Consider the following 25,759-nt stretch of genomic DNA (forward strand, 5'->3'; position numbering starts at 1 on the left):
CGCTCAGCTCGCGGCGGACAGCTCCCGGCCGAGGCTGGCGGCGGCCTCCTGCAGCAGCGGGATGATGTTGTCCATGTCCAGACCCGCCACCCGGGCCTGCGGCCCGGAAATGGACAGGGCCGCGCGGGTGGGAGCGTCGGGGATGCCGACCGCGAAGCAGCGCACACCGATCTCCTGCTCGCCGTCGTCGACGGCGAAGCCCTGCAGGCGGACCCGATCGATCTCCTCGCGGATCACCGCGGGATCGGTGATGGTGTGAATGGTGCGGGGGCTCATCGTGATTCGCGACAGAATCCGGTCGGTCTCCGCGGGCGGCAGCGTCGCCAGCACCGCCTTGCCGACGGCGGTGCAGTGCAGGTCCACCCGCTGACCGACCTCCGTGAACATCCGCATGGCATGCGGGGAGGGCACCTGCGCGACGTAGACGACCTGATCCCCGTCCAGCACGGCCATATTCGAGGTTTCCCCCGTGAGGTCGCGCAGCCGGGTAAGATGCGGGCGCGCCGAGGAGCCCAGCACCTTCCCGGCCGTCTCGCCGAGCCGAATCAGCCTGGGCCCCAGGGAGTATCGCCGCGAGGGCTGCTGCCGGATATAGCCGCCCGCGATGAGCGTGCGCAGCAGGCGGTGAATGGTCGGCTGCGGCAGCCCGGACGCCTCGGCGAGCTGCGAGAGCGTCGCCTCCCCGCCCGCGTCGGCCACCAGCTCCAGCAGTTCGAAGGCCCGGTCGACGGACTGCACCCCGCCACTGGCCCGCGTCTGAGTGTCGGTCACGGCGTTGTTCCCTCCTGGATCGGTGTTTCCACCATCTTTGCAGCGAATTCCAGCATACGGAAGTCCGGATGCCGGAATTCGCTGCGCACCCCCGCTCGAATCAACAGAATCCAGGGATACCGTGCCATGCGCGGCCGGCCTCGGGGGCGTCGTCGCGCTCGACGGCCGCCTCGATCAGGCCGTACGGGCGATCGGCTGCGATGAACACCTCGCCCGGGTTGTCCAGGCCGAAGCGGTCCAGGTCGTAGAGGAAGTGGTGCTTGTTCGGCGCGGAGAAGCGGATCTCGGCGACGTCGCGGTGCTGCTCGAGTACCGCGCGGCCCATGCTGTAGAGAGTCTGCTGCAGGGCGTAGGAATGCACGACGGCGAACTGCCGCAACAGGATCGAGCGAATCGAGTCGAAGGTCTTGTCCCAGTTGACCGTTCCCTCCCCGGCCGCGCCCGTGGGGTTGTAGCGCCAGCGGGCCACCAGCGAGGTCGCCATGATCCGGTCGTTGGTCGGCTCCAGGGTGGTGTACTTGTCCTTGAAGAAGCCGTGGAATTCCGAGCCGGTCGTCTTGAGCAGCACCAGATCCTTGATGCCGGACACCACGTGCGCGCGCCGGTCCGGGCCGACGCCGTCGATATTGACCACCGTGGTGCGTACGCCGCCGCCGCTGCGCACGAACGAATGATCGTGCGGCAGACCATCGACGGCGATGCGGTCCCAGGAGTACTCGTCGATCTCGATGCGGGCGCCGTCCGCGCCGGGGCAGCGGGCGATGAAGTGGTCGCCGAGGGTGAGCGCGAAGTCCTCGATCGCCTCGACGCCCTTCTCCTTGGCGAAGGCGAAGACGGTGTTCTTCTGGGTGTCGGTCGGCAGCACATCGCCCTGGTCACCCGCGATGTGCGCCTCGGCGAAGCGCCCGCGCAGCGCGGAGGAGACGTTCAGGTCGCGGATCTGGTGGCGGTCCGTATCGCGGTAGACGCGCACGAGACGGTTTTCGGCCTTGCCGTACTGGTTGGGTCCGAGCTGGATGGCCATGGCTGGTCAGCTCCCTCGATAGGTAGATAGGGCGAACGGGGACAACAGCAGCGGCACGTGATGGTGCTGCTGCGGATCGGAGACCGTGAAGGTCACGGTCACCTCGGGGAAGAACGTGGGACGGTCGCCGTAGTAGGCGGCGGTGTCGAAGGTCAGCCGGTAGACGCCGGCCTCGACCCGCTCGGGGCCCAGATCGGTGCAGCGACCGTCGTCGTCGGTGCGGCCGGAGGCCAGCTCCCGCCAGCCGTCCTGAGTGCGGGCCTCGAGCCGCACCGGAACCCCCTGTGCGGGATGGCCTCCGGCGGTGTCGAGCACGTGGGTAGTGATTGCACTACGGGTCATTGAGTAACCATCCGTTCCAGCCGCTTTCGCGCGATCGCAGCGAGTTCTCCTCGGGTGACCAGGATTTCGGCGGCCGGATCGTTGTCCAGTCGCGCCGTGAGGTCGGCGAGCATCTCGTGACCGGTGCGGCCCGAGGCGCACACCAGGTAGATGAGGCCGAACTTGTCCTCGTAGGCGAGGTTCCCCGCGCGCAGCGCGGTGGCGAGCTCGGCATCGGCCGGATCGACTCCGGACTGTTCGCGCGCGGCCTGAGAGCCGGGCGCGGTGGAGGCGCCGATGCGCGGATGGTCGGCCAGTGCGGCGCGCACCTGCTCGGGCGACAGCGCGAGCACCTGTCCCTCCGCCAGCTCCAGCAGTGTGTCGCGATCGGCGTACGGCCGGGCCGAGTCGACCGCGCGGACCCACTCCTCGACGCCTACCACGCCGGTCAGGCTGACACGCCAATCCTCGCCGGGCAGCGCGTTGAGCTGCGCGATCGTAAGATTTTGAGTCACCGGGTACCTCCGCATTCCGATCGATCCGCCGGTCCTGCGGCCGGAAATCTTGTAGTTCGAGACTACCGCATCAACTTCTACGATGCGGAAATTAAATTCCGCTGAAACGAATGTAGGAGGGGCCGCAACGCGCTGTCAACAGATTCGCAAAGGTTCGCCCGGATCCGCGAAAGGTGTTGACCGCCACGCCCCAGGGGAGCTACCGTCGTATAACGGAAGAAACATTCCATATTGTGGAATCAAGATCGCAACGAGGCGATCCACCTTCCCGGAAGTGAAGTCTGCACGGACGCTGCATCCCGAGAGAGAAGAAGAGACGGCATGACACAACCCCTCCCGTATGCGGTGAACCTGTCCATCCTGTTCACCGAGCTGCCCCTGCTGGAGCGCCCCGCCGCGGCCAAGGCCGCCGGATTCGACGCGGTGGAGTTCTGGTGGCCCTTCGGCGCCAACGCCACCCCCGCCGACGACGAGGTCGAGGCCTTCGTCACCGCCATCGAGCAGGCCGACGTGCAGCTGATCGGCCTGAACCTCTTCGCCGGTGACATGCCCGCCGGAGAGCGCGGGCTGGTGTCGTGGCCGGGACGCGAGCAGGAGTTCGCCGACAGCGTCGCGGTGGCCGTGGCGATCGGGCGTCGCCTGGGCTGCAAGGCCTTCAACGCCCTCTACGGCCTCCGCCTCGAGGGCCAGGAGCCCGGCGCGCAGGACGAGGTGGCCATCCGCAACCTGGCGCTGGCCGCGCGCTCGATCGGCGAGATCGGCGGCACCGTGCTGCTCGAGCCCGTCAGCGGCATCGCCACCTATCCGCTCAAGACCGCCGAAGACGTTGTCGGCGTGCTGGATCGGGTTCGCGAGGCGCAGGGCGCGACGAACATCGGCCTGCTGGCCGACATCTACCACCTCACCGTGAACGGCGACGATCTGGACAAGGTCATCGAGGCGCACGCCGACCGGATCGCCCACGTCCAGTTCGCCGATGCGCCCGGGCGGCACGAGCCCGGCACCGGTGAGCTCGACATATTCGGCTACATCAACAAGATCGGCGCCGCCGGCTACCGCGGCTACGTCGCCGCGGAGTACGCCCCCAGCGGCGCCACCGCCGACAGCTTCGCCTGGCTGCCCGCAGCCCGCTGAAAAATACATCGCTGAAAGACATACGGAGAAACAACATGACCAGAATCGGATTCATCGGCCTCGGCATCATGGGCTCGCCCATGGCCTCCAACCTGGCCAAGGCCGGGCACGAGGTGGTCGGCTACACCCTCAACACCGACGCGTACGCGCGGCTCGAGGGCGACGGCGGCCGCGCGGTGGACAGCATCGAGGCCGCGGTCAAGGACGCCGAGATCGTTATCACCATGCTGCCCAACCATCCTCAGGTCGAGGACGTGGTGCTCGGTGAGGGCGGCGTGTTCGCCCACGCGCCCAAGGGTGCGCTGCTGATCGACTTCTCGACGATCCGGCCCGAGAGCTCGATCGCGGTGGCCGAGGCCGGCGCCAAGGCCGGATTCCGGGTGCTCGACGCGCCGGTATCCGGTGGCCAGGGCGGCGCCGAGGAGGGCGTGCTGTCCATCATGGTCGGCGGCGACGCGGACGACTTCGCCGCCGCGACAACGGTTTTCGAGGCGGTCGGCAAGACCTACATCCACGTCGGCGCGCACGGCGCCGGACAGATCGTCAAGGCGGCCAACCAGCTCGTGGTCGGCGGCACCTACGCCCTGGTCGCCGAGGCCATCGTGCTGATGGAGGCGCTGGGTGTGGACGCGGGCAAGGGCCTGGACGTGCTGGCCGGCGGTCTGGCGGGCAGCACCATCCTCGAGCGCAAGCGCACGTCGATGGTGGCCCGCGAGTTCGCCCCCGGCTTCCGGATCGACCTGCACCACAAGGACATGGGCATCATCACCGACGCCGCCAAGCAGGCCGACGTGTCGCTGCCGACCGCCGCGCTGACCGCATCGCTGATCGCCGCGGGCCGCGCCCAGGGCTATGGCTCGCTGGATCACTCGGCGCTGCTGAAGGTCATCGAGAACCTCAACGGGCGCGGCGAGAAGTAGCCTGATGAACTCGCCGCGAATCGTACTGGCCCCGGACAAGTTCAAGGGCTCGCTCACCGCCGGGGAGGTCGCCGAGGCGGTGGCCGCCGGTATCCGGCGGGTTCGCCCCGACGCCGACATCCGCTGGGTCCCGGTGGCCGACGGCGGGGAGGGGACGGTGGACGCGGCGGCCGCCGCCGGATTCGACTGCACCACGGTCGAAGTCGGCGGCCCGACCGGGGAGCCGGTGCGAGCGGCGTTCGCGCACAACGGCACGACCGCCGTCGTCGAGGCCGCGGCGGCCTGCGGGCTGTCTCGGCTACCACACGGCGTGCTCGCCCCGCTGACCGCGACCAGCCGCGGCGTCGGCGAGCTGCTGCTCGCCGCGCTCGACACCGGCTGCCGCACGGTGGTTCTCGGTGTGGGCGGCAGTGCCTGCACCGACGGCGGCGCCGGCATGCTCGCCGGGCTGGGCGCATCGTTGCTCGATGCGGATGCCCGTCCGGTGGGCCCGGGCGGCGGCGGTCTGGCCGATATCGCGTATCTCGACCTGCACCAGCTCGATCCCCGCATCCACGAGGTGGATCTGGTGCTGGCCAGCGATGTCGACAACCCCCTGCTCGGAACGCACGGCGCGGCCGCGATTTTCGGGCCGCAGAAGGGCGCGGGCGCCGGTGAGCTGGCCGTGCTGGAGGCGGGGCTGACGCACTGGTCCCGGCTCGTGGCCCAGCGCACCGGATTCGACGTGGCCGACCGGCCGGGCGCCGGTGCGGCGGGCGGCATCGGTTTCGCCGCCCTCGCGGTGCTCGGCGCCCGGCGCTCGGGCGGCATCGACGTGCTGCTCGACCTGGTCGGATTCGATCGGGTGGTCAGGGACGCGGATCTGGTGGTGACCGGGGAGGGTTCGCTCGACGAGCAGACCCTGCACGGCAAGGCGCCCGCGGGCGTCGCGGCCCGCGCCGCCAAGGCCGGGGTGCGCACCATTGCCGTCGCCGGACGGCAGCTGCTCGACGAGGCACAGCTGCGGGGCGCGGGTTTCGCCGCGTCCTATCCGCTCACCGCGCTCGAGCCGGACCTGCAGCGGTGCCAGGACGAGGCCGCGGAACTGCTGCAGCGCCAAGGGGAACTGATCGCGCGGGAGCAGCTGACCGAACCGGCTGCCGGCCGCACGTCCTAGACCCTGCCGTCGTCCCGGCCGCTCGTGCCGGGACGACGGACCACCCGTCGCCTGGGTGGAGGCCGGAATCCCGCTTCGCGGTCGCGGATTCCGACCTCCACCCAGGCGCCGGACACGCTCCGCCGTGCGCGCGGAAGCCGGAAATACCTAGCCGTCAAAGGGCTTCCGACTTCCGCCCGCACTACGGCGCACCCACGCCGGTCGCGTCGTTCCCGCGGAGGTCGGAACCCTATCCCGCCGTCTACGGGTCCCGGCTTCCGCAGGAACGATGCGGCACTATCCACGCAGTACAGGAGTTTTCGTGAATACCAACAGCGACAAGGTATTCCGCGCCCGCCGGGTGATCACGCCCACCGGCGAGGTCGCGGCATCGGTGGTCGTCCGCGACGGGCGAATCGCCGAGATCACCCCCTACGACGCGCCGCACGCAGCGGGCGAGATCATCGACGTGCCGGACGATTCAGCGCTGCTGCCGGGCCTGGTGGACAGCCACGTCCACGTCAACGAGCCCGGCCGCACCGAGTGGGAGGGCTTCGCGACCGCGACCCGCGCCGCGGCGGCCGGCGGCATCACCACGCTCATCGATATGCCGCTCAACAGCATTCCGGCGACGGTCGATATCGCCGCGCTGCGCGAGAAGCAAGACGTGGCGGCCGGGCAGTGCAGCATCGACGTCGGCTTCTGGGGCGGCGCGGTCGGCGACAACCTCGGCGACATGGCCGAGCTGGCGCGCGCGGGGGTGTTCGGCTTCAAGGCATTCCTGCTGCCCTCGGGCGTCGAGGAGTTCTGTCACCTGGACGCCGCCCAGCTCGAGGCCGCGGTGCGCGCGGTGGCCGAGCTGGATTCGCTGCTGATCGTGCATGCGGAGGACCCCGCCGTCATCGACGCCGCACCGGCCCCGCACGGACCCATCTACGCCGATTTCCTCGCCTCGCGCCCGGTCGAGGCCGAGACCCGCGCCATCGCCGCACTGATCGACCTCGCCGAGCGGTACGGCGCACGCGTGCACGTGCTGCACCTGGCCGCCGCCTGCGCGGTGCCGATGATCGCGGCCGCGCGCACCCGTGGTGTGCGAATCACGGCGGAGACCTGTCCGCACTACCTGACCATCAGCGCCGAGGAGATCCCGGACGGCGCCACCGAATTCAAGTGCTGCCCGCCGATCCGCAACCGGGTCAACCAGCTTGGGCTGTGGAACGGACTGCGCGACAGCGTCATCGACTGCATCGTCAGCGACCACTCGCCCAGCACGGTGGAGCTAAAGCGCGCGGGCGGCGGCGATTTCGGCAAGGCATGGGGCGGCATCGCGGGATTGCAGGTGGGGCTGTCGGCGATCTGGACCGCCTCCCCGGACTGGGTCGGGCTGCCCGATCTGGTGCGCTGGATGGCCACCGGGCCCGCGGATCTGGTCGGCCTGGAACACAAGGGCCGCATAGCAATCGGCGCGGACGCGGATTTCTGCGTGTTCGCCCCGCACGAGGAGTTCGTCGTCGACGCGACCGCGTTGCAGCACCGCAACCCGATCTCCGCCTACGACGGCCGCACGCTGCACGGCGTGGTGCGATCCACCTGGCTGCGCGGCGATCTGATCACCGGCGACCAGCCCCGTGGGCGCCTGCTGCGGAAAGAAGGGTAGTCATGAGCGAGCTTGCGAGCGAATCATCGACACAGCGTGCTTCGCTCATGCCGGAGCGAAGCGGAGGCATGAGCGATTTGTTCCAACTTCCGGACCTGGCCTCACGCCAGGTCGGCGGCAGCGTGGTCGCGGCAAACGACGAATTCTTCGCCGAGCGTGAGAATCTCATCAAGGATGCGGCGCCGGTCTACCAGACCCATACCTTCAACAACAAGGGCCAGGTGTACGACGGCTGGGAGACCCGGCGCCGCCGCGACGGCAGCCCGGGACCCGACTGGGCGCTGATCCGGCTCGGCGTGGCGGGGGTGGTGTCCGAAATCGTCGTGGACACCGCGTTTTTCATCGGCAACTTCCCGCCGCACGTCTCCATCGAAGGCGCCTCGGTGCCCGGGCATCCCTCGGTGGACGAACTGCTGGCCGCCGACTGGCATACCCTCGTGCCGGTCTCCCCGGTCGAGGGCGACAGCCGGAACCTGTTCGAGGTCAGCAACGATCGGCGCATCACCCACGTGCGGGTGAACATGCATCCCGACGGCGGCATCGCTCGGGTCCGGGTGCACGGTACCGCGGTCCCGGATCCGCAGTGGATCGACGACATCCCCTTCGACCTCGCGGCGCTGCGCAACGGCGGCCGCGCGGTGGCCTGCAGCGACGGCTTCTTCTCCCCGCCGAACAACATGCTGCAGCCCGGTATTTCGCGGTTCATGGCCGACGGCTGGGAGACCCGGCGCCGGCGCGACGACGGCAACGACTGGGCCACCGTGGCCCTGGCCGCCGAGGCCGTGCCCGCGGTGCTCGAGCTCGACACCACGCACTACAAGGGCAACTCCCCCGCGCGCATCTCCCTGGACGGGTACACCGCGGACGGCGAGCTGGTCTCTCTACTCGAGCCGACGGCGCTGCAGCCCGATGCCACCCACCGCTTCCGCCTCACTGGCGATCGGCCGGTGAATCACGTGCGCCTCAACGTCCTTCCCGACGGTGGCGTCGCCCGGCTGCGCCTGTTCGGCCGCATCACCCCCGCGGGGCGTGAGCAGCTCGAGAGCCGCTTCACCGCCACCACCCCGGACCACTGACCCCACGGCCATTGATCACGAAGGAGACCCGATGGTTCTGATGTTCCTCAACGGCGACGGCATGCGCGGCGGGCGCCTCAACGGCCAGCTCGATGGCGCCCCGCTGCTGCGCGCCGCGCGCAGCGCCGCGAAGTACCGCTACTACTCGGTCGGAGACCGCTTCCCGGCGATGCTCGCCACGCCCGACGAGGGTCGCTCGGTCCTCGGCGAGGTATACGACGTACCGATGGAAGTGTTGCGGGACAACCTGATCCCGAACGAACCGCCCGAGCTCGAGCTCGGCCTGATCGAACTCGAGGACGGCACGGCCTGCCTTGCCACCGTGCTGCGGCCGAACCTGGCCGATTCGCCCGAGCTGACCGATATCTCCGATATCGGCGACTGGCGCGCCTACCGCGGCATCCCGGTCGCCGACTGATCGCGCCGCCCCGGCCGAATAGCCGAGGGCACAAGTAAATACATCCGGTCTCGCACCGCGGACCGGGCCACGCGGGGATGACGGCTCCCCGCGCGGCCCGATCAACGGAACGAGACGCCAAACGCACACATGGGAGTACACGACATGCCACGCATGCGGGCCGTCGACGCGGCCGTCAAAATCCTGGAACTGGAAGGCGCCACACAGGCTTTCGGCCTGCCCGGTGCCGCGATCAACCCCTTCTACTCGGCGCTGCGCGCGCACGGTGGCATCAAGCACGTGCTGGCCCGCCACATGGAGGGCGCCTCACACATGGCCGAGGGCTACACCCGGGCCGCACACGGCAACATCGGCGTGTGCATCGGCACCTCCGGCCCGGCCGGCACCGACATGATCACCGGCCTGTATTCGGCCATCGCGGACTCGATTCCGATCCTGTGCATCACCGGGCAGGCGCCGCGCGCCCGCCTGCACAAGGAGGACTTCCAGGCGGTCGACATCGCCGCCATCGCCGCGCCCGTCACGAAAATGGCTGTGACCGTGCTGGAACCGGCCCAGGTGCCCGGGGTGTTCCAGCAGGCGTTCCACCTGATGCGCTCGGGCCGGCCGGGCCCTGTGCTGATCGACCTACCGGTCGACGTGCAGGTCGCCGAGATCGAGTTCGATCCGGAAACCTATGCGCCGCTGCCGGTCTACAAGCCCGCCGCGACGCGCGCGCAGGCCGCGAAGGCCCTGGACATGCTGATCGCCTCGCAGCGGCCGCTGTTCATCGCGGGCGGCGGCATCATCAATGCCGGCGCCGAGGACCTGATGGTCGAGCTGGCCGAGCTGCTGAACGTGCCGGTAGTCCCGACCCTGATGGGCTGGGGCATCCTGCCCGACGACCACGAGCTGTCCGCGGGCATGGTCGGCCTGCAGACCTCCACCCGCTACGGCAACGCCACGCTGCTGGCCTCGGATTTCGTCATGGGCATCGGCAACCGGTGGGCCAACCGCCACACCGGAAACCTGGAAACCTACACCCGGGGACGCACTTTCGTGCACGTGGACATCGAGCCCACGCAGATCGGCCGGGTGTTCGCGCCCGACTACGGCATCGCCTCGGACGCCAAGGCCGCGCTCGAGCAGCTGCTGGCGGTGGCCCGCGAGCGCAAGCAGGCCGGAACCCTGCCCGACTACTCCGGCTGGGTCGCCGAGTGCACCGAGCGCAAGGGAAGCATGCACCGCAAGACGCACTTCGACAACGTTCCGGTGAAACCGCAACGGGTGTACGAGGAGATGAACCGGGCGTTCGGGCGCGACACCCGCTACGTCTCCACGATCGGCCTGTCGCAGATCGCCGGCGCGCAGTTGCTGCACGTGTACCAGGCGCGCAACTGGATCAACTGCGGCCAAGCCGGACCGCTGGGCTGGACCGTGCCCGCGACGCTCGGCGTGGTGACGGCCGACCCGACCCGCAATGTCGTTGCGCTGTCGGGTGATTACGACTTCCAGTTCATGATCGAGGAACTGGCCGTCGGCGCCCAGTTCAACCTGCCGTACGTGCACGTGCTGGTGAACAACTCCTACCTGGGCCTGATCCGGCAGGCGCAGCGCGCGTTCGACATGGACTACTTCGTGCAGCTCGGCTTTGACAACATCAATGCCGACGACTCCATCGGCCTGGCCAAGGGCTACGGCGTGGACCACGTCCGCGTCGCGGAGGGCCTGGGCTGCAAGGCGATTCGCGTCGAGGATCCGAACGAGATCGCCGCCGCCTTCGCCCGCGCCAAGGAGTGGGCACAGGAGTTCCGGGTTCCCGTGGTGGTCGAGATCATCCTGGAGAGGGTCACCAATATCTCCATGGGCGCCACCGACATCGACCAGATCACCGAATTCGAGGCCCTGGCCGAATCCGCCGCCGATGCACCGACCGCTCTGCTGCCGCTGAGCTGACCCAGGACTCCGTCGGCTTTATCACACACGCTCCCACGCCGACGGTCGACCCGCCCCGCCACACCCGAGACCCGGGTGCGGCGGGGTTTCTCGTTCGACCGCACGATTGTGACCCCGTTCCGCAGCGATCTCCGCTGGTCAGACCCTGCCAGCTAGGTCACAGCCGGTCCCCCGTGAACTGACAGAGGGCACGGAGGCGACTCCCAGAATCGATGAATAGTCTTGCCGCCATGACACATCCGACCCCCTCGGGCTCCCCGTCAACCTCCAGCCGCCGCCGCAGGATCGCGCTGGTCACCGGCGCCACCGGCGCGGCCGTCGCCATCGTGGTCGGGGTGAGCGCCTGCGGATCGTCCGGCAACACCAGCTCGGCGCCGGCCTCGTCCACCTCGGCCTCGGCCTCCAGCACGGCCAAGCCGGGCAAGCACCGCGGGAACGCGATCTTCGGCACCATCGCCTCGCAGAACGCCGACACCTGGACGCTCACCAAGAAGGACGGCACCACCGAGACCGTCACCATCACCCCGCAGACGAAATTCGGCTCCAAGAAGAATCCGGCTCAGCAGTCCCAGTTCACCCTCGGTGAGATGGTCGCCGTACGCGGCAAGGAGTCCGGCACCACCATCACAGCCACCGACATCACCCAGGCCAAGCAGCATTCGGCCAGCGCCACCCCGTCGGCCTCGGCTGCCCCGGCGGCTCCCACCACGAACTGAGGTCGCCGCCGCGCCGATAGCCCGCGGGCCGGCGGCGCCGCGTTCTTCACAGCTCATACCTAACCTGCCCCAACGACAGCCAAATGTCCGAGCCCGAGGATTTCCCTCGTCGGTCCGGCAGGTGCCGGACGGCGTTTCGGATTCCGGTCCGGGAACCAGGAGGTTGGTATGGGTATCACGTCGAGGCTGGCCGCTGCGGTAGCGGTTGGCGGACTGACGTTGGGGGCATTGGGAATTGGGTCCGCGGTTGCGAGCGCGCAGCCTCCGCAGGCGCCGGCGCAGAACGGACAGCAGTGCGCGCCGCCGCCGAACGGACACCAGGGACCGCCGCCCTCCGGGCACCAGGCTCCCCCGCCCGGCGGCCAGAAGCCCGGCAACCCGCCCGCATGCCCGCCCGCGCACTAGAAAGAGCTGCTGCACAGCGCCGATAGCGCCGCGCAGCCCGCAAGGCCCCGTGCCCACTGTCGTCGGGACACGGGGCCTACGCGTGGTTACACCACGTGGCATAACGAGTTCCCAGCTGCCCCCTCCGGCAGCCCTCACACGCTCGCGAGCACGTCCTCGAAGGCGGCCTCCGCGGCCCCGAGAAGCTTGAGATCCGGCCCGAGGGAAGACCTTTCGATCCGCACACCTCCGTGCGCCCGCGAGACCATGCTGCGCCGCCGGACCTCCCGCTGGGCGCGCTGCACCACAGCCTCCGGGAGGATCGCGAACAGGTCGCCGAGCACCACCAGCTCCGGGCTGAGGATGTTCACGACGTTGACCAGGCCCAGGATCAGCCAGTCGACATAGCCCCCGAGACGGGCCACCGGATCCGAATCCCGTTGCAGCTCACGCAGTTCGGCCACGATCGCGCCCCGGGGTCCGGTCTCGCTCAGGCCCAGCGCCCGGCGTAGCGCGTGCTCGCCGACCTCGGTCTCCCAGCAGCCGGTATTGCCGCAATGGCAGACCCGGCCACTGGGATTCACTGTCATGTGGCCGATTTCGCCGAGGTAACCGGCCGAGCCGCGCAGCAGCGCGCCCTGGGCGATGATGCCCCCGCCCACCCCGACGTCGGCGGAGACGAACACCGCGTCCGAGGCCCCGCGCCCGACCCCGCGCACGTATTCGGCCAGCGCACCGAGCTCGGCGTCGTTGCCGACCACCACGGGCACACCCAGGACCCGGCCCATCCGGTCGCCGAACGGCACCTCGTCCCAGCCCAGATTCGACGCGTTGTACACAAGGCCGTCGTTGCGGCGCACCACGCCCGGCACCGAGATCCCCGCCGCCACCGGATGCAGGTCCAGATCCTGGGCCAGCAGCGCCGCGGATTCGGCGACATGCGTGACCACCTCGTCCGGATCCCGTTGCCGCCCACGCAGATTCCAGCTGTTGCGCCCCAGAATATGACCGCCCAGGCCGACCAGCGCGATGCCCGCGTGCTCGACCTGCACATCCACCGCGAGCACCACGACCGCATGCGGTTGCGGCAGCACCAACAGCGAGGGGCGGCCCGCGCCCTGCGGCAGCCGTGGCACCCGCTCCTCGACGACCCCGTCCCCCGCCAGCCCGTCCACCAGCATCTTGATGGTCGAGCGGTTCAACCCCAGTTCCGTGGCCAGCGTGGCGCGCGTGGCCGGACCGCCCACATGTAGCAACCGCAACAGCGAGGCCCGATTGAAGCGCCGCACCTCATCGGGCCGGGCGACATTCACGACGGCACCTCCCACATCGACAACCCCTCACTCCGCAATGCACACGCCCGGGACCGTCCCAGCCGAAAGTCGGTGCGCGATCGGCGATCACCATGACACACGGCTGGGCGGCCGCCGAATTCATCGGCCCGTATGTGCGGCCCTGCGGCGCGAGAGCGCATCCACGGTGGCCGCCAGCAGCAGCACCAGGCCCGTGACCACCGAGACCACCGCGGCCGGCTGTTTCAGCAGACCGAGGCCGTTGGACACGACCGCCAGCACGGCGCCACCGATGACGGCGTCGGCAATGCGTCCCTTGCCGCCGAACAGCGACGTACCGCCGATCACCGCGGCGCCCACCGCGAACAGCAGGGTGTTCAGGCCACCGGCCTGCGGATCGACCGAACCGACCTTGGAGGAGTACACGATCGCGCCGATCGCGGCACAGCCGGAGCTGATCACGAAGACGCTCGAGCGCAACTGGGTGACGTTGATACCCGCCCGGCGCGCGGCCTCCGCGTTGCCGCCGATCGCGTACAAATGCCGACCGTACGTGGTCCGGTTGAGCACATAGGTGCCGATGGCCAAGAGCACCAGGATGATCGGCACCACGTACGGCACCCCGGATATCGTGATCAGCTTGCTCGGCGACCGGTTCACCGACATGAACGCGGTCGCAATGCCCGCGAGCACCAGCAGCGCGACCACCTTGCCGATCACCAGCGGCGTCGGCTGCACCACCAATCCCTTTGCCCGCCTCCGGAAATGACCGAACAGCGTGACCCCGGCCCAGCCGCCGGCGGCGACCACGAACAGCACCCAGCTCCACAGCACCGACAGATTCCCGTTCGCCACCGCATCGAGCACGTGCGAGGAGCTGATGCCCAGCACGCCGCCCTCGCCGATCAGCTGCAGAATCGCGCCCTGCCACGCCAGGAACAGCGCGAGTGTCACCACGAACGAGGGCATTCCGATCTTGGAGATCAGGAATCCGGTGATGCAGCCGATGGCGGTGCCGACACACACCGCCAGCAGCATCTCTATCCACGGATTGGCATGGAAGCCGACGACCGTGATCACCACCCCGAGCAGCGACATCGCCACCCCGGGCCAGATCCGCAGCAGCGCGGCCAGTACCGCGGCGAGCAGCAGCAGGCCGTTGAAAATGTAGAAGACCGTACTGCCCATGCCCGTCAACAGATTTCCGTTGTCGACATAGTGCATGGCCAGCACCGCCCCGGCCACACCGGAGGCGGTGCCCGCCGACAGATCGATCTCGCCCAGCAGCAGCACATACACGATGCCCATCGCGATGATGGTCTGCCCGGCGCCCTGGGCGAGCAGATTCGCGATGTTGTTGAGCGAGAAGAACACATTCGACAGCGAGGAGAACAGCACGACCAGCACCACCAGTCCCAGAAGCGCTGGTAGCGATCCGATCTCGCCGCCCCTCACGCGGGCGAGATAGGCGCGCACGGCCTCCGCCGTGGATACGGTGGTGGTGTCGATGCCGAAATCGGCGATCGCCGTCGGGGCGCCGGTGGGGGTCTCGGGGCTCTCCCCGCCGCCTGCCGTCTCGGCCGAAACTTGCGTCATCACTACTGCTTTCCTGCTAATTCTGCGCTTCGCGCCTACAACACCGCGGATTCCGGCCGGGCCAATCCCAGCTCGCCGGAGCGTCCCGCGGTGATCAGTTCCACGACCTGATTCTGGGTGACCTCCGCGGTCCGTACCTGCGCCGCCATCCGGCCCAGGTACAGCACCGCGATCCGGTCGGCTACCTCGAACACGTCGGCCAGGTTGTGGCTGATCAGCACCACACCCAGCCCCTGTTCGGCGAGCCGACGCACCAGATCCAGCACCTGCCGGGTCTGGGCCACCCCGAGGGCGGCGGTCGGCTCGTCCAGCAGCACCAGATTGCTGTTCCACAGCACCGATTTCGCGATCGCCACGGTCTGGCGCTGCCCGCCGGACAGCGATGCCACCGGGGTGCGCACGGATTTCACCGTGCGCACCGACAGCGATGCGAGCGTGCGCCGCGCCGCGTCCTCCATGGATGCCTCGTCCAGGAACCACGGCTTGCCGCGCTCCCGGCCCAGGAACATGTTCTGCACGATGTCGAGGTTGTCGGCCAGGGCAAGGTCCTGGTAGACCACCTCGATGCCCAGCGCGGCGGCGTCCTTCGGCCCGCGAAGGTGCACCTCCTCGCCGCGGAACTTCACGGTGCCGGAGTCCGAACCGTGAATTCCGGCAATGCATTTCACCAATGTCGACTTGCCCGCGCCGTTATCGCCGACCAGCGCGGTGACCTCCCCTGCGGGAGCGGTGAATTCGACATCGTGCAGAACATGGACCGCACCGAAGCTCTTGTTGAGCCCGGAGATCTGCAGCAGCGGCTCACTCATCGATTGCTCTACCTCTCAGTGGATCCCGAGCTGGGTGCAGATCGAGGCCACATCGCCCGAGCACAGATCGCTCGCGCTCACGTAGCCCTGATCCACGACGGTCTTCACCTGGTCGCGGGTGACCGTGTGCGGCTCCAGCAGCACCGACTTCACCGTCCGGTTGCCCTTGGGGTCCTGGCTGGTGCCGGTGGCGACGGCGTCCGCGGCGGCCTTGTCGCCCTTGGCCAGATCGGCGGCGAGCTTGGCCGCGGCGTTGGCCTCGTCCTGGATCGGCTTGAACACCGTCATGTACTGATCGCCGCGCAGGACGGCCTTCAGGCCGTCGGTGGTGGCGTCCTGGCCGGTGACCGGGACCTTGCCGTTGAGGCCGTTCTTCTTCAGCACGGTGACGATGGCGCCGGCGAGGCCGTCGTTGGCGGCCACGACGCCGTCGATCTTGTTGCCGTTGGTGGTGAGCAGCTGCTCGAAGGTCTGGCCGCCCTTCTGGTTGTCCCAGCCGTCGATGGCCTGGCTGGCAACGAGTTTCAGCGCGCCCGAATCGTAGAGCGGCTTGAGCACCTGCTCCTGCCCCTGATGGAAGAGGGTGGCGTTGTTGTCGGTCGGCGCGCCCTCGATCTCGATGACCTGGGCGGCCGGCTTGGCCTTGAGCGCGTCGGCCACGGCCTGGCCCTGCAACGCACCGACCTTCACGTTGTCGAAGGACACGTAGTAGTCCGAGGAGCCGCCGAGGTTCAGCCGGTCGTAATCGATGGTGGGGATGCCCGCCTTGTGCGCCTTGGCGGCCACGGCATTACCGACCTCGCTGTTAATGGAGGCGATGAGCAGCGCCTTGACGCCCTTGGCGATCATGCCGTCGGCGAGGCTGCTGAACTTCTGCACGTCGCCCTGCGCGTTCTCGACGTCGGCGTCGAATCCCTCGGCGTTGAGCGCCTTGGTGATCATCGGACGGTCGAAGCCCTCCCAGCGGGCCGAGGTCGCGGTCTCCGGCAGGATCACACCGACGGTCCCGTTCTTGCCTCCGCTACTGCCGTTCGAGCCGGTGGAGTTGCCGCCGCCGCTGGAGGAGTTGGATCCGCAGGCGGTGAGGGTCAGCAGGCCGGCGAGCGCAACGGCCACGGCCCCATACCGTTTCATCCTCATCAGGTGAACCTTTCGAGCTGGCGGCCGCCGCCGCCGGTTCGGGTGTCCGGTGACGGGGGCCATATGTTGTAGGCAACAACATATGCGACGCAGCTCGCGACGGAGGTCACAATTGCGCAACACTGTGTCTCAGCTCACGTTTTATTCCATAGTGACAGGCTGGGCCGGTATCACTTCGGAGAACATTCGAATCCGGGCGAAGAAGTTGTTAACGGATACCCACCCCCGTACGGTTGTGTGGTTGTGCACGCCGCTGCAGGGGTTTATTGGCGACTGGCATCAGCAGGGTTCCTACGTCAGTGGCACTATCGGCTCGCGATGTTCGCGGGCATGTTCACCAATGTGGTGTTCGGGCTGGTCCGCGCCTCGGTGATGCTCGCGGCCGTGCGCGCCACCACCGGATTCGGCGGCTACACATCGGATTCCATCGGCGCGTACGTCTGGCTCTCGCAGGGACTGCTCGGTTCGCTCGGGCTGATGGGGCCGACGCTGGACATCGCCGAGCGGATCCGCACCGGCGACGTCGCGATCGACTTCCTCAGACCCGCGGACATTCAATTCTGTTATCTGGCAACCGATCTCGGTCGGGCGGCGTGCGCCTTGCTGCTGCGCGGGCTGCCCAGTGTCGCCGCGGGACTGCTGGCCTTCGAGCTGGCGATGCCACATCAGGCCGGCGCGTACGTGCTGGGCGTGCTCAGTATCGTACTGGCCGTCACGATCTCGTTTCTGCTGTTGTTCGCGGTGTGCCTGACCGGATTCTGGATGGTGGAGACCCGCGGCATCCGGCTGCTGTATCAGATCGTGGCCACCTTCCTGGCCGGCCTGTTCGTTCCCGTGCATCTGTTTCCCGGATGGTTGCGCACGCTGGCGGAACTCACCCCATTCCCGTCCCTGCTGCAGACGCCGATCGATGTGCTTTCGGGGCGGGCCACCGGTTGGAATGCTCTGGAAGTAGTTGCTGTACAAGTATTCTGGGTTGTTGTCACAGTTCTGCTGGGCCGGGTGTTGCTGCGGGCGGGCCGCCGTAAACTGGAGGTACAGGGTGGCTGAACTATTCGGAACCACCCGGACCTCGGGAACATGGTTCACCCCGTACAGTGCCGTACTCCGCTCGCGGATGCGCTCACAGCAGGCGTATCCACTCTCCTTTGCCGCCGACATGCTCTCCTCGCTCCTGGTCGGTGTGGTGGAATTCGCCGAGGTCTGGGTCATTTACCACAACGTGCGGGTGCTGGGCGGCCTGGATCTGCACGCGATGCTGCTGCTGTTCGGCATGTCGAATCTGGCCTTCGCGATCGCGCAGATCGCCTTGGGGCACACCGACACGCTGCCCGCGTACATCCGCGCGGGCACCCTCGATGCCTTCCATCTGCGCCCGCAGCCGCTGCTGTTGCAGCTCATCACCAGCGATGTCTCGCTGCGCCGGGTGGCCCGCGCCGGCGTGGCGGCGACCGTGTTGTGCATCGGCCTGGAGATCAACGACATTGATTGGACCGTAACCACATTGGCCCTATTGGCGCTCTCGCTGACGACGGGCATCGCGCTGTTCGCCGGGTTGTTCGTGTGCGCGGCGGGCCTGCAGTTCTTCCTCGTCGACGGATCGGAACTGACCAACAGCTTCACCTACGGCGGCGCCTTCGCCGCGCAACAGCCCAGCTCGGTGTTTCGCGCGCCGATGACACTGCTGTTCGGCTTCGGGGTGCCGGTGTCGTTCGTCGCGTATCTGCCCACCATCGCGCTGCTGCGGCTGCCCGGACCGGCATGGCTGCCGAGCTGGCTGGCATGGGCGAGCCCGATCGCGGCGGCGTGGGTCTGGGGACTGGCACTGCTGTGCTGGCGTCAGGGAGTGCGACACTATCAGGGAGGCGGTGGATAGCGGTGTCAATCGAAATCAACAATCTGACAAGACAATTCGTCATTCATCGGAAAACCGAGAAGCGCTGGACCCGTCGTCGCGAGGTGATCACCGCAGTCGACAGGATGAGCTTCTCGATCGGTTCCGGCTCCGCGGTGGGCTATATCGGGGCCAACGGCGCGGGCAAGTCGACGACCATCAAGATGCTCACCGGCATCCTGGTGCCCACCTCCGGGACCGTGCGCACCTGCGGGCTGGAACCGGTGCGGCAGCGGCGCGAGCTGGCCGGGCGGATCGGGGTGGTGTTCGGGCAGCGCTCGCAGCTGTGGTGGGATCTGCCGCTGCGCGAATCGTTCTCGATCCTGGCCGCCATCCACCGCCTGGATCCGGATCGGGCCCGTAAGCGCCGCCACGAACTGGTGGAGCAGCTGGAGATGGCCGGCACCCTGGACACGCCCGTGCGGCAGCTATCGCTGGGGCAGCGGATGCGGGCGGAAATCGCCGCGGCACTGCTACATTCGCCCGAACTGCTCATCCTGGACGAGCCCACCATCGGCCTGGATGTGCTGTCCAAGCAGCGATTACGCGATTTCCTGTCCTACGAGCGCATCGAACGCGGCACCACCCTGCTGCTCACCACCCACGACATGGGCGATATCGAGCGGCTGTGCGAGCGGGTGCTGGTGGTCGACCGCGGCCGCCTGGTCCACGACGGATCTCTGACGGGGCTGGCCGCCACCGTGCGAGTGCGCCGGATGCTGGTGGTCGATCTGGTCGCGCCGGCACCCGAACTCACCGGCCTGCGCGGCGCGCAGCTGATCGCCAGCGAGGGCGGCGGCATCCGGCAGCGGCTGGCCTTCGATCCCGAGAGCATCACCGCCGCACAGCTCCTGGCCGCGGTCTCGGCGCGGGCCGAGGTGCGCGACCTGTCCATCGAGGAGCCCGGCATCGAGGACGTGGTGCGGCGCATCTACCGCTCCCAGAGCGCGGCGCGATCACCGAGTGTGGACACAAACGCGTCCCCGCCGACGGGCGACGGGGACGCGAGGTAGTGCTCGATCGGATCATTCAGGGGGTGCGGCCGCCTCCTGCTCACGTGCCCCCTGGTCCAGCCGGAACGGCGGGTACTCGTCCCGCATCAGCGAGGAGTATGCGCGCACCCGGATGCCCCAGCGGTTCAGGCCCATCACCAGGTCGAACAGCCCGCGTAGGTAGCGGCCGGTGAACAGCAGCCCGATCAGGGCGATGAGCACCAACACGGCCAGCAGGGAGATCCCGCCGCCGCCCATCATCCAGTGGCCGTGCCCCCCGCCCACGCCGTGGTGGTGATGGTGATGGCGGTGCCCGCCACCTCCCCAGCGCCAGAAGCCACCGGCGAAGGCCGCCACGATCAGGTACTGCGGGATCGCGAGCAGCCACCACTTGATCAACACCAGCCAGCGGTGCAGCTGTTCGGGGTAATCCACCTCGAGATCCGCCGGGTAATTCTCGTCGGGCTTCAGGCTGAACGGCGGATACCGATCGGTGCCCGCGGGCGAGAACGCGTAGAACCGGACACGCCAGCTCCAGCGCATGACACCCACGTTGAAGTCGAAAAGGCCTCGGGGATAACGACGTGTGAACAGAATCGCGAAGAATGCGATGACCGTCACGACGAAGTAGGCGATGTGCAGGAAAATCAGCACCACGATATGCGGAATCGCAAGAATCCATTTGATGATCCATTGCCAGCGCGACAGCGCCGGGTCGAGATCACCCCTAACGCGGACGGGGTAAGCGGGGGTGTCAGGTTGCATGACCACGCTCCTCTCGGGCGTATCCGGCTCGACGCCGAGCCGCGATACCACCGATTGTTTCGCAACCAGGTCACGTTCATGGTTCTTTCCGAGGTGGATGTGTCATCGACTGTGATGACACGCGCCGACACTCCGTTTGCTTCGTCACATCCACCCTCTCGTGTTGCGAGAAGCGGCGTCATGTGTCACCTTGCTTCTGATTGTCCGCAGCTCGGGCCGTAGGCCGTGCGGTGAGCGGGAATGAGGAGTCGAAGTGCAATTCCGTCGAGCACCATTGTTGCCGAACGGTAGCAAGCAACGTGCCACGACGATCGGGCTGTTGCGTCCGCGCACCATCCGCGGTCAATTGATCCGAGTGCTGGCGGTTTCGGTCGTCCTGGTGCTCGTCCTACTGGGCCTGCTGATGGCCGGCCAGGTGCGTGCGTACCGGGCCACCGACAAGACGGTGCGCGCGGTGTCGCTGACGCTGTCGGTCCAGGACCTGGTGCAGGAGGTGCAGCGCGAGCGGGGCCTGTCCAACGGCATGCTCGCCGGCGACGCGGCGATGCGGCAGGCGCTCGACGCCCAGCGCCCCGCCACCGACCGGGCCCTGCAGGCGTTGAGCGCGGCACTGGACGACCGCGCCCCGGGCGCCGGCGATGTGCGTGCCGCGCTGCGGGATCTGGCGGCGCTGAGCGACGAGCGGGCCGGAATCGACGCGCACCGCACCGACCGCACGACCGCCTTCGCCTTCTACACCGATGCGATTACCGCGCTCACCCGCAACCGGCTCGGACTCGACAACGCCCAGGACGATCAGGTGTGGCGGGGCCTGTCCGCGCTGTACTCCCTGGGCGATGCGAAGGAATTCACCGCGCAGGAACGCGGCTTCCTCAGCGGCGTCTTCGCCGCCGGCGGGTTCGGCCCCGGCGAGTACGTGCAGTTCCTCGACATCCGGGCCGCGAAACAGGCCGCGCTGGAGACATATCCGCGCGATGCGACCCCGAGCGAGCGCGTGGCGGTGACCAGTTTGATGCACTCGGCCGACGCGCTGCGCTCCGCCGAGTCGGAGGGCGTCGCCATCGCGGCGCAGCACGGACCGCTCCTCACGCCGGTCTCCGCGACCGATTGGTGGGCACAGACGAGCTCGGTAATCGACGCGGAGCGCGGCGTGCAGCAGTCGATCGGCGGCGACATCAATCAGCGCGCCCGGCACCTGCGTCAGATCGCCGAGCGGACCCTGGCCGCATACGGCGTCGGCACCCTGCTCGCACTGCTGGTGCTGGCGCGGCTGGTCTTCTCCGGCGTGCGGGCCATCGTGCGCCCGCTGGCCGCGCTCGCGGCGACGGCCGACGAGGTCGCCACCCAGCGGCTGCCCGCGCTGATCCGCGCCTGGCAGGATCCGGACGCGGACGATCCCGGCCCGCCCGAGCCGGTGCCCGCCCCCGAACGCGCGAGCGTCGAGATCGCCCAGGTGGCCGTGGCATTCGACCGTGTGCAGACAACCGCCTACGAACTCGGCGCGGCGCAGGCGACGGTGCGCCGCAACACCACCGAATCGCTGGCCAACCTGGGCCGGCGCAATCAGAATCTGCTGCGCCGCCAGCTGGCGCTGATCAGCGAGTTCGAACGCGAGGAGCTCGACCCGCGGGCGCTGTCGAACATGTTCGAGCTCGACCACCTGGCCACCCGCATGCGGCGTAACGCCGAGAGCCTGCTGGTCATGGTCGGCCAGGCCAGCCCGCGCCGGTGGAGCGAGCCGATCCCGCTGACCGACGTCATCCGTGCGGCCCTGTCGGAGGTCGAGAACTACCGGCGGGTGGTGGTGCGCCGCGTCGACGACGTGCCGGTCACCGGCGGTGTGGTCAGCGAGCTCGCCCACATGCTGGCGGAACTGATCGAGAACGGGCTGTCCTTCTCGCCGCCCGAGGTCGAGGTCGAGATCTACGGCCGCCTCGTCGGGCAGCGGTACCTGCTGGCCGTGGTCGACCACGGCATCGGCATGTCGCCCGAGCAGCTGGCGACCGCCAACGCGCGGCTGCGCGGGGAGGCCGACTTCATGGTCGCGCCGACGCGGTTCCTGGGGCACCACGTCGTCGGGCGACTGAGCCGACGCCTGGGCATCGAGGTGGAGCTGACGGTCTCGCCGATCAGCGGCGTGGCGGCCCGGATGCTGCTGCCCCTCACGCTGCTCGCCGGGCCGGTCGCACCCCGCACCTCCCTGGCCCTCCAGTCGGCGCAGGCCGCGTTGCCCGCCGGGGGCTCTCCGACCACACTGTCGGCGAGCGAGGACCGCTCGGCGTTGGAAGCGGCCGCACACGACCGTCCGGCAATCGCGGCGGACCGCAATGCCCGGGCGTCGTTCGACCCGGCACCGGCGAACGGCTCGAACTGGGCATTCTCCGAAAACCCGGTGACCGCAACGGATTCCGCTCCGTACGATGCCTCGACGAACGGCGCGGCGCCCCGCCCGGATCCGTTCCCGACACTGCCGCCGGGCCGAATCAAGGATTCCCTGAACGCCCTTTCCGCGCAACGGAATAGGCATTCGGTGCAGTCGTCCTGGACCAACGGGCAGGCCCCGGGCACCAACCCGGCAACCTCCACTCCCCGGTCGTCGCCTCCGGTGACCGATCCGAATCCAGCTGAGCCGCAATCGAATGCGCCAGGCCATTCGGAACACGCCGCCACGGCCGCGCCGGAAGTGGAACGAACCCGCAACGGTCTGGTCAAGCGCGCCAAGCGGATTCCGTCCCCGACCGCACCGGATCCGGTCGCCGCCACACCCGCCCCGGCGGCGCCGCCGCGACACCGGACATCGCCCGCGGCGGACCACTCCGCCGAGCAGACCAGGGGTATGCTTTCAAGCTTCCGGGCCGGTCATCGGCGCGGCGAAATGCATGAGCCGGCGCCAATTCCGGCATCCACAGCACAGGAGGACCCCCGGTGACCACTCAACTGCCGGAATCCGGTTCACACACCTTCAACTGGCTGCTCACCGATTTCGTGCGCTCCACCGACGGTGTCCGGGATACCGTCGCGGTGTCCTCGGACGGGCTGCTGATGGCGATGTCGGAGGGGCTGGACCGGGCCGGCGCGGACCGCCTCGCCGCGATGGTCTCCGGGCTGGTGAGCCTGGCCCGAAGCGCCGCGCGCAGTTACGATTTCGATGGCCTGAAGCTGATCATGATCGAGATGCGGCGCGGCTTCCTGCTGGTGTCGGCGATCTCCGACGGCAGTTGCATCGGCGTCATCGCCGACAGCGACAGCGATGTGGGCCTGGTCGGATATCAGATGGCCATCCTCGCCGATCGGGCCGGCGCGATCCTGACCCCGGCACTGATCGCCGAATTACGACAGTCGCTGCGCGGATGATCGACCGCCAGCCCGGCGACACCGCGGATGTGGAGCACGGAGATACCGGCCCCCTGGTCCGGCCGTTCCTGATGACGGCCGGGCGAACCACCCCGCTGGTCGATGGGCTGCGCGTCGAAACCCTCATTCGCACAACCCACACCGCACCCTCGGCATCGCTGCGGTTCGAGCAACGGACCGTGGCGCTGCTGTGCCGACACCCCCATTCCATCGCCGAAATCGCTGCCACACTGCGTGTTCCGATCGGCGTGGCTCGGATCGTGGTCAGCGATCTGATGCTCGCCGGTCACGCGGAGGCGGCGTCGGCCGATGATCTATCCACCGCAGCCATCGAGAGGATCAGGGATCTTGTTCGGGCACTCTGAGACTTCAGCTACACCGGAACCCACCCCGGCCCCACCGGAACAGGCCGCCGTCTCGGTCAAGATCGTGGTGAGCGGCGGCTTCGGCGTCGGCAAGACCACCTTCATCGGCGCCATCTCCGAGATCGAACCGCTGTCCACCGAGGCCGCGATGACCGAGGTGTCGACCGGGGTGGATCCGGAACAGTACACGGGCAAGACGACCACCACCGTGGCGATGGACTTCGGCCGGATCACCCTGGACCGTTCGCTGGTGCTGTACATGTTCGGCACGCCGGGCCAGGAGCGGTTCGAATTCCTGTGGGACGACCTGCTCGACGGCGCCCTGGGCGGGGTGATCCTGATCGATACCGCACGGATCGAGGATTGCTATCCGGTCCTGGATTTCTTCGAGCGCAACGGCACCCCGTTCGTGGTGGCGGTCAACCGGTTCGACGGTGGCGACCGCTTCGATCTGGATGAGGTGCGCGAGGCGCTGCGCATCGATGAATCCATCCATATGGTCGAATGCGATGCCCGCAGCCGCGAGTCGGTGAAGCAGGTACTGGTGGCGCTGCTGGAACAGGTGCTGGTCCAGCGTCTGGCCCGCGCGAGCTGATCCGCCCACGCCCCGGCGCGGGACACGACACCGCCCCGGAGTCCGCGGGACGCCGGGGCGGTATGCAAGTGTGCACTCGCGTCAGCTGCGATTTAGCCGAAGGAGCCGGTCCACAGGGTGCTGGCCAGGCCGTGGAAAGCAGCGCTGCCGGTGCTGAGGACGCCGTTGAGCGCAGCCGAACCAGTGTTGATGATGACCGGGATCATAAAAGATCAACCTCTCTTGTCAGGGGCGTGGAACCGTCGGCGCTCCGTATTGGACCACCGACCAGGAACACCCTGCTGGGTCGATCTGAGAGTTCACTGATCCGTAGCTGGCAAAAGACTGAGAGGTCTCATGTCAAAGATCACCGTAACGAGCCGCGCACAACGGGCGATGCAGATCTCGTCAATACCGCCCCCTACCGGCGCATTTTCCCTTCCGCGGAGTAGAGACTGATCTCGCCGCCCTCGCTCAGAAAGGCATTGACGAGCATCGGTCTCCGCTCCAGCAACTCGTCAGTTTCGGGAACCGCGGTGGTGATCGAGATCTGCGGGATCGACGCCCAATTCACGACGTACCGCTCCGGCGGACCGTCCGCCCCGGACATCGGGGCGAGCCGGAAGACCGACACCGTGCGGCGCTCCATGAGGCCACGCACCACCTCCGCGATTCGCTCCGGATCTTCCAGCGCGAACAGGAAGGAGAAGGTCAGCTCCGGGGAGGACACGTAGGCGGACATGAAATACCAGGTTACGGAACTTTCGGGCGTGGCGCAGCCATCTCGCCGCGCCCCGATAGATCATCGATCTTCGCGAGCACGTGACACGGCCGTAACTGTCTATAACGATTACCCGGCAGCTTGGCCATGAGGGGTTCGTCCTGTTGCGCGGGCTATCTGGACGCGCTTTCCTGAAAGAGTCCCGTTTCCTGGACTCATTGCTCATCGCATCGTCGCGGATTTCCCGGTTC

Annotated in this window: 25 protein-coding genes; 15 read left to right on the top strand and 10 right to left on the bottom strand. The window is 68.2% G+C overall.

Translation table 11 applies throughout. The features are described 5' to 3' along the window. Positions 1-3: 3 nt before the first annotated feature. The 4 genes from ABH933_RS24400 to uraD form a co-directional block, all read right to left on the bottom strand. Complete coding sequence (locus ABH933_RS24400; RefSeq protein ID WP_215917551.1) at positions 4-771, bottom strand: IclR family transcriptional regulator; 768 nt, start codon at positions 769-771, stop codon at positions 4-6. Positions 772-871: 100 nt separating this feature from the next. Continuing rightward, a complete protein-coding gene (gene pucL, locus ABH933_RS24405; protein WP_215917550.1) occupies positions 872-1,795 on the bottom strand; it encodes a factor-independent urate hydroxylase in 924 nt (307 codons plus the stop codon). Positions 1,796-1,801: 6 nt separating this feature from the next. Next, a complete protein-coding gene (gene uraH / locus ABH933_RS24410) occupies positions 1,802-2,137 on the bottom strand; it encodes a hydroxyisourate hydrolase (RefSeq protein WP_429421222.1) in 336 nt (111 codons plus the stop codon). Further along, positions 2,134-2,631, bottom strand: coding sequence for a 2-oxo-4-hydroxy-4-carboxy-5-ureidoimidazoline decarboxylase (gene uraD, locus ABH933_RS24415; RefSeq protein ID WP_429421220.1), 498 nt, complete (start codon positions 2,629-2,631; stop codon positions 2,134-2,136). Before uraD ends, uraH begins: the two co-directional genes overlap by 4 nt. Positions 2,632-2,952: 321 nt before the next feature. Between uraD and ABH933_RS24420 the strand changes: the two genes are divergently transcribed. The 8 genes from ABH933_RS24420 to ABH933_RS24455 all read left to right on the top strand — a co-directional run bounded on the left by ABH933_RS24420 (position 2,953) and on the right by ABH933_RS24455 (position 11,622). Further along, the gene (locus tag ABH933_RS24420) at positions 2,953-3,765 is read left to right on the top strand and encodes a hydroxypyruvate isomerase family protein (RefSeq protein WP_429421218.1); all 813 of its coding nucleotides are present in this window, start codon (positions 2,953-2,955) and stop codon (positions 3,763-3,765) included. A gap of 11 nt (positions 3,766-3,776) precedes the next feature. After that, entirely contained in the window at positions 3,777-4,685 is a 909-nt protein-coding gene (locus tag ABH933_RS24425; RefSeq protein WP_429421395.1) for an NAD(P)-dependent oxidoreductase, read from the top strand. A 4-nt stretch (positions 4,686-4,689) separates the two neighbouring features. Beyond that, positions 4,690-5,841 (top strand): glycerate kinase, encoded by a 1,152-nt coding sequence (locus ABH933_RS24430; RefSeq protein WP_429421216.1) that lies wholly within the window; start codon positions 4,690-4,692, stop codon positions 5,839-5,841. Positions 5,842-6,142: 301 nt separating this feature from the next. Then, complete coding sequence (allB, locus tag ABH933_RS24435) at positions 6,143-7,477, top strand: allantoinase AllB (protein WP_429421214.1); 1,335 nt, start codon at positions 6,143-6,145, stop codon at positions 7,475-7,477. Positions 7,478-7,545: 68 nt separating this feature from the next. Further along, the gene (gene alc / locus ABH933_RS24440) at positions 7,546-8,553 is read left to right on the top strand and encodes an allantoicase (protein WP_429421212.1); all 1,008 of its coding nucleotides are present in this window, start codon (positions 7,546-7,548) and stop codon (positions 8,551-8,553) included. Positions 8,554-8,584: 31 nt separating this feature from the next. Next, the gene (locus ABH933_RS24445; protein ID WP_429421210.1) at positions 8,585-8,971 is read left to right on the top strand and encodes an allophanate hydrolase-related protein; all 387 of its coding nucleotides are present in this window, start codon (positions 8,585-8,587) and stop codon (positions 8,969-8,971) included. A gap of 144 nt (positions 8,972-9,115) precedes the next feature. Continuing rightward, positions 9,116-10,906: a glyoxylate carboligase gene (gene gcl / locus ABH933_RS24450; protein ID WP_429421208.1), complete on the top strand. Its 1,791-nt coding sequence runs from the start codon at positions 9,116-9,118 to the stop codon at positions 10,904-10,906. 230 nt (positions 10,907-11,136) lie between these two features. Beyond that, positions 11,137-11,622 carry a DUF5666 domain-containing protein gene (locus ABH933_RS24455; RefSeq protein ID WP_429421206.1) on the top strand — a complete coding sequence of 162 codons (486 nt, stop codon included), beginning with the start codon at positions 11,137-11,139 and terminating at the stop codon, positions 11,620-11,622. 539 nt (positions 11,623-12,161) lie between these two features. On the opposite strand, the gene ABH933_RS24460 is transcribed toward ABH933_RS24455, so the two are convergent. The 4 genes from ABH933_RS24460 to ABH933_RS24475 form a co-directional block, all read right to left on the bottom strand. Next, a complete protein-coding gene (locus ABH933_RS24460; RefSeq protein WP_429421204.1) occupies positions 12,162-13,319 on the bottom strand; it encodes an ROK family protein in 1,158 nt (385 codons plus the stop codon). Between the two features lie 120 nt (positions 13,320-13,439). Then, positions 13,440-14,894 carry a sugar ABC transporter permease gene (locus ABH933_RS24465; RefSeq protein WP_429421202.1) on the bottom strand — a complete coding sequence of 485 codons (1,455 nt, stop codon included), beginning with the start codon at positions 14,892-14,894 and terminating at the stop codon, positions 13,440-13,442. A 35-nt stretch (positions 14,895-14,929) separates the two neighbouring features. After that, on the bottom strand, positions 14,930-15,703 hold the full coding sequence (locus tag ABH933_RS24470; RefSeq protein ID WP_429421200.1) for an ATP-binding cassette domain-containing protein: 774 nt from the start codon (positions 15,701-15,703) through the stop codon (positions 14,930-14,932). 15 nt (positions 15,704-15,718) lie between these two features. Further along, positions 15,719-16,843: a sugar ABC transporter substrate-binding protein gene (locus ABH933_RS24475; protein WP_429421198.1), complete on the bottom strand. Its 1,125-nt coding sequence runs from the start codon at positions 16,841-16,843 to the stop codon at positions 15,719-15,721. 330 nt (positions 16,844-17,173) lie between these two features. On the opposite strand from ABH933_RS24475, the gene ABH933_RS24480 reads away from it, so the two are divergent. The 3 genes from ABH933_RS24480 to ABH933_RS24490 are packed head-to-tail and all read left to right on the top strand — an operon-like array spanning position 17,174 to position 19,750. Next, positions 17,174-17,893, top strand: a complete 720-nt coding sequence (locus ABH933_RS24480; RefSeq protein ID WP_429421196.1) for an ABC transporter permease — start codon at positions 17,174-17,176, stop codon at positions 17,891-17,893. Further along, a complete protein-coding gene (locus ABH933_RS24485; protein WP_429421195.1) occupies positions 17,886-18,719 on the top strand; it encodes an ABC transporter permease in 834 nt (277 codons plus the stop codon). The genes ABH933_RS24480 and ABH933_RS24485 overlap by 8 nt, the downstream gene beginning before the upstream one ends. Positions 18,720-18,721: 2 nt before the next feature. Next, complete coding sequence (locus ABH933_RS24490) at positions 18,722-19,750, top strand: ABC transporter ATP-binding protein (RefSeq protein WP_429421194.1); 1,029 nt, start codon at positions 18,722-18,724, stop codon at positions 19,748-19,750. 12 nt (positions 19,751-19,762) lie between these two features. On the opposite strand, the gene ABH933_RS24495 is transcribed toward ABH933_RS24490, so the two are convergent. Next, positions 19,763-20,494, bottom strand: a complete 732-nt coding sequence (locus tag ABH933_RS24495; protein WP_429421192.1) for a DUF4389 domain-containing protein — start codon at positions 20,492-20,494, stop codon at positions 19,763-19,765. 253 nt (positions 20,495-20,747) lie between these two features. Here ABH933_RS24495 and ABH933_RS24500 point away from each other — a divergent pair, with 253 nt between their 5' ends. Genes ABH933_RS24500 through ABH933_RS24515 form a run of 4 tightly spaced genes read left to right on the top strand, consistent with a single transcriptional unit; the run spans position 20,748 to position 24,808 of the window. After that, positions 20,748-23,423, top strand: coding sequence for a nitrate- and nitrite sensing domain-containing protein (locus ABH933_RS24500; protein WP_429421191.1), 2,676 nt, complete (start codon positions 20,748-20,750; stop codon positions 23,421-23,423). Continuing rightward, complete coding sequence (locus tag ABH933_RS24505; RefSeq protein WP_429421190.1) at positions 23,420-23,848, top strand: roadblock/LC7 domain-containing protein; 429 nt, start codon at positions 23,420-23,422, stop codon at positions 23,846-23,848. Before ABH933_RS24500 ends, ABH933_RS24505 begins: the two co-directional genes overlap by 4 nt. Continuing rightward, positions 23,845-24,213, top strand: coding sequence for a DUF742 domain-containing protein (locus tag ABH933_RS24510; protein ID WP_429421188.1), 369 nt, complete (start codon positions 23,845-23,847; stop codon positions 24,211-24,213). Before ABH933_RS24505 ends, ABH933_RS24510 begins: the two co-directional genes overlap by 4 nt. Further along, entirely contained in the window at positions 24,194-24,808 is a 615-nt protein-coding gene (locus tag ABH933_RS24515) for a GTP-binding protein (protein ID WP_429421393.1), read from the top strand. The genes ABH933_RS24510 and ABH933_RS24515 overlap by 20 nt, the downstream gene beginning before the upstream one ends. A 400-nt stretch (positions 24,809-25,208) precedes the next feature. Here ABH933_RS24515 and ABH933_RS24520 read toward each other — a convergent pair whose 3' ends face one another. Beyond that, complete coding sequence (locus ABH933_RS24520) at positions 25,209-25,529, bottom strand: hypothetical protein (protein WP_429421186.1); 321 nt, start codon at positions 25,527-25,529, stop codon at positions 25,209-25,211. Positions 25,530-25,759: the final 230 nt, after the last annotated feature.

Origin of the sequence: Nocardia sp. GP40 (assembly GCF_050434125.1) — a bacterium.
Lineage (GTDB): Bacteria > Actinomycetota > Actinomycetes > Mycobacteriales > Mycobacteriaceae > Nocardia > Nocardia albiluteola.

Excerpts from the sequence above, each read along its gene's own strand:
- pucL (WP_215917550.1), bottom strand. The coding sequence starts at position 1,795 with ATGGCCATCCAGCTCGGACCCAACCAGTACGGCAAGGCCGAAAACCGT.
- uraH (WP_429421222.1), bottom strand. The coding sequence starts at position 2,137 with ATGACCCGTAGTGCAATCACTACCCACGTGCTCGACACCGCCGGAGGC.
- ABH933_RS24420 (WP_429421218.1), top strand. The coding sequence starts at position 2,953 with ATGACACAACCCCTCCCGTATGCGGTGAACCTGTCCATCCTGTTCACC.
- ABH933_RS24430 (WP_429421216.1), top strand. The coding sequence starts at position 4,690 with ATGAACTCGCCGCGAATCGTACTGGCCCCGGACAAGTTCAAGGGCTCG.
- alc (WP_429421212.1), top strand. The coding sequence starts at position 7,546 with ATGAGCGATTTGTTCCAACTTCCGGACCTGGCCTCACGCCAGGTCGGC.
- ABH933_RS24445 (WP_429421210.1), top strand. The coding sequence starts at position 8,585 with ATGGTTCTGATGTTCCTCAACGGCGACGGCATGCGCGGCGGGCGCCTC.
- gcl (WP_429421208.1), top strand. The coding sequence starts at position 9,116 with ATGCCACGCATGCGGGCCGTCGACGCGGCCGTCAAAATCCTGGAACTG.
- ABH933_RS24455 (WP_429421206.1), top strand. The coding sequence starts at position 11,137 with ATGACACATCCGACCCCCTCGGGCTCCCCGTCAACCTCCAGCCGCCGC.
- ABH933_RS24465 (WP_429421202.1), bottom strand. The coding sequence starts at position 14,894 with ATGACGCAAGTTTCGGCCGAGACGGCAGGCGGCGGGGAGAGCCCCGAG.
- ABH933_RS24470 (WP_429421200.1), bottom strand. The coding sequence starts at position 15,703 with ATGAGTGAGCCGCTGCTGCAGATCTCCGGGCTCAACAAGAGCTTCGGT.
- ABH933_RS24475 (WP_429421198.1), bottom strand. The coding sequence starts at position 16,843 with ATGAGGATGAAACGGTATGGGGCCGTGGCCGTTGCGCTCGCCGGCCTG.
- ABH933_RS24480 (WP_429421196.1), top strand. The coding sequence starts at position 17,174 with ATGTTCACCAATGTGGTGTTCGGGCTGGTCCGCGCCTCGGTGATGCTC.
- ABH933_RS24495 (WP_429421192.1), bottom strand. The coding sequence starts at position 20,494 with ATGCAACCTGACACCCCCGCTTACCCCGTCCGCGTTAGGGGTGATCTC.
- ABH933_RS24510 (WP_429421188.1), top strand. The coding sequence starts at position 23,845 with ATGATCGACCGCCAGCCCGGCGACACCGCGGATGTGGAGCACGGAGAT.
- ABH933_RS24520 (WP_429421186.1), bottom strand. The coding sequence starts at position 25,529 with ATGTCCGCCTACGTGTCCTCCCCGGAGCTGACCTTCTCCTTCCTGTTC.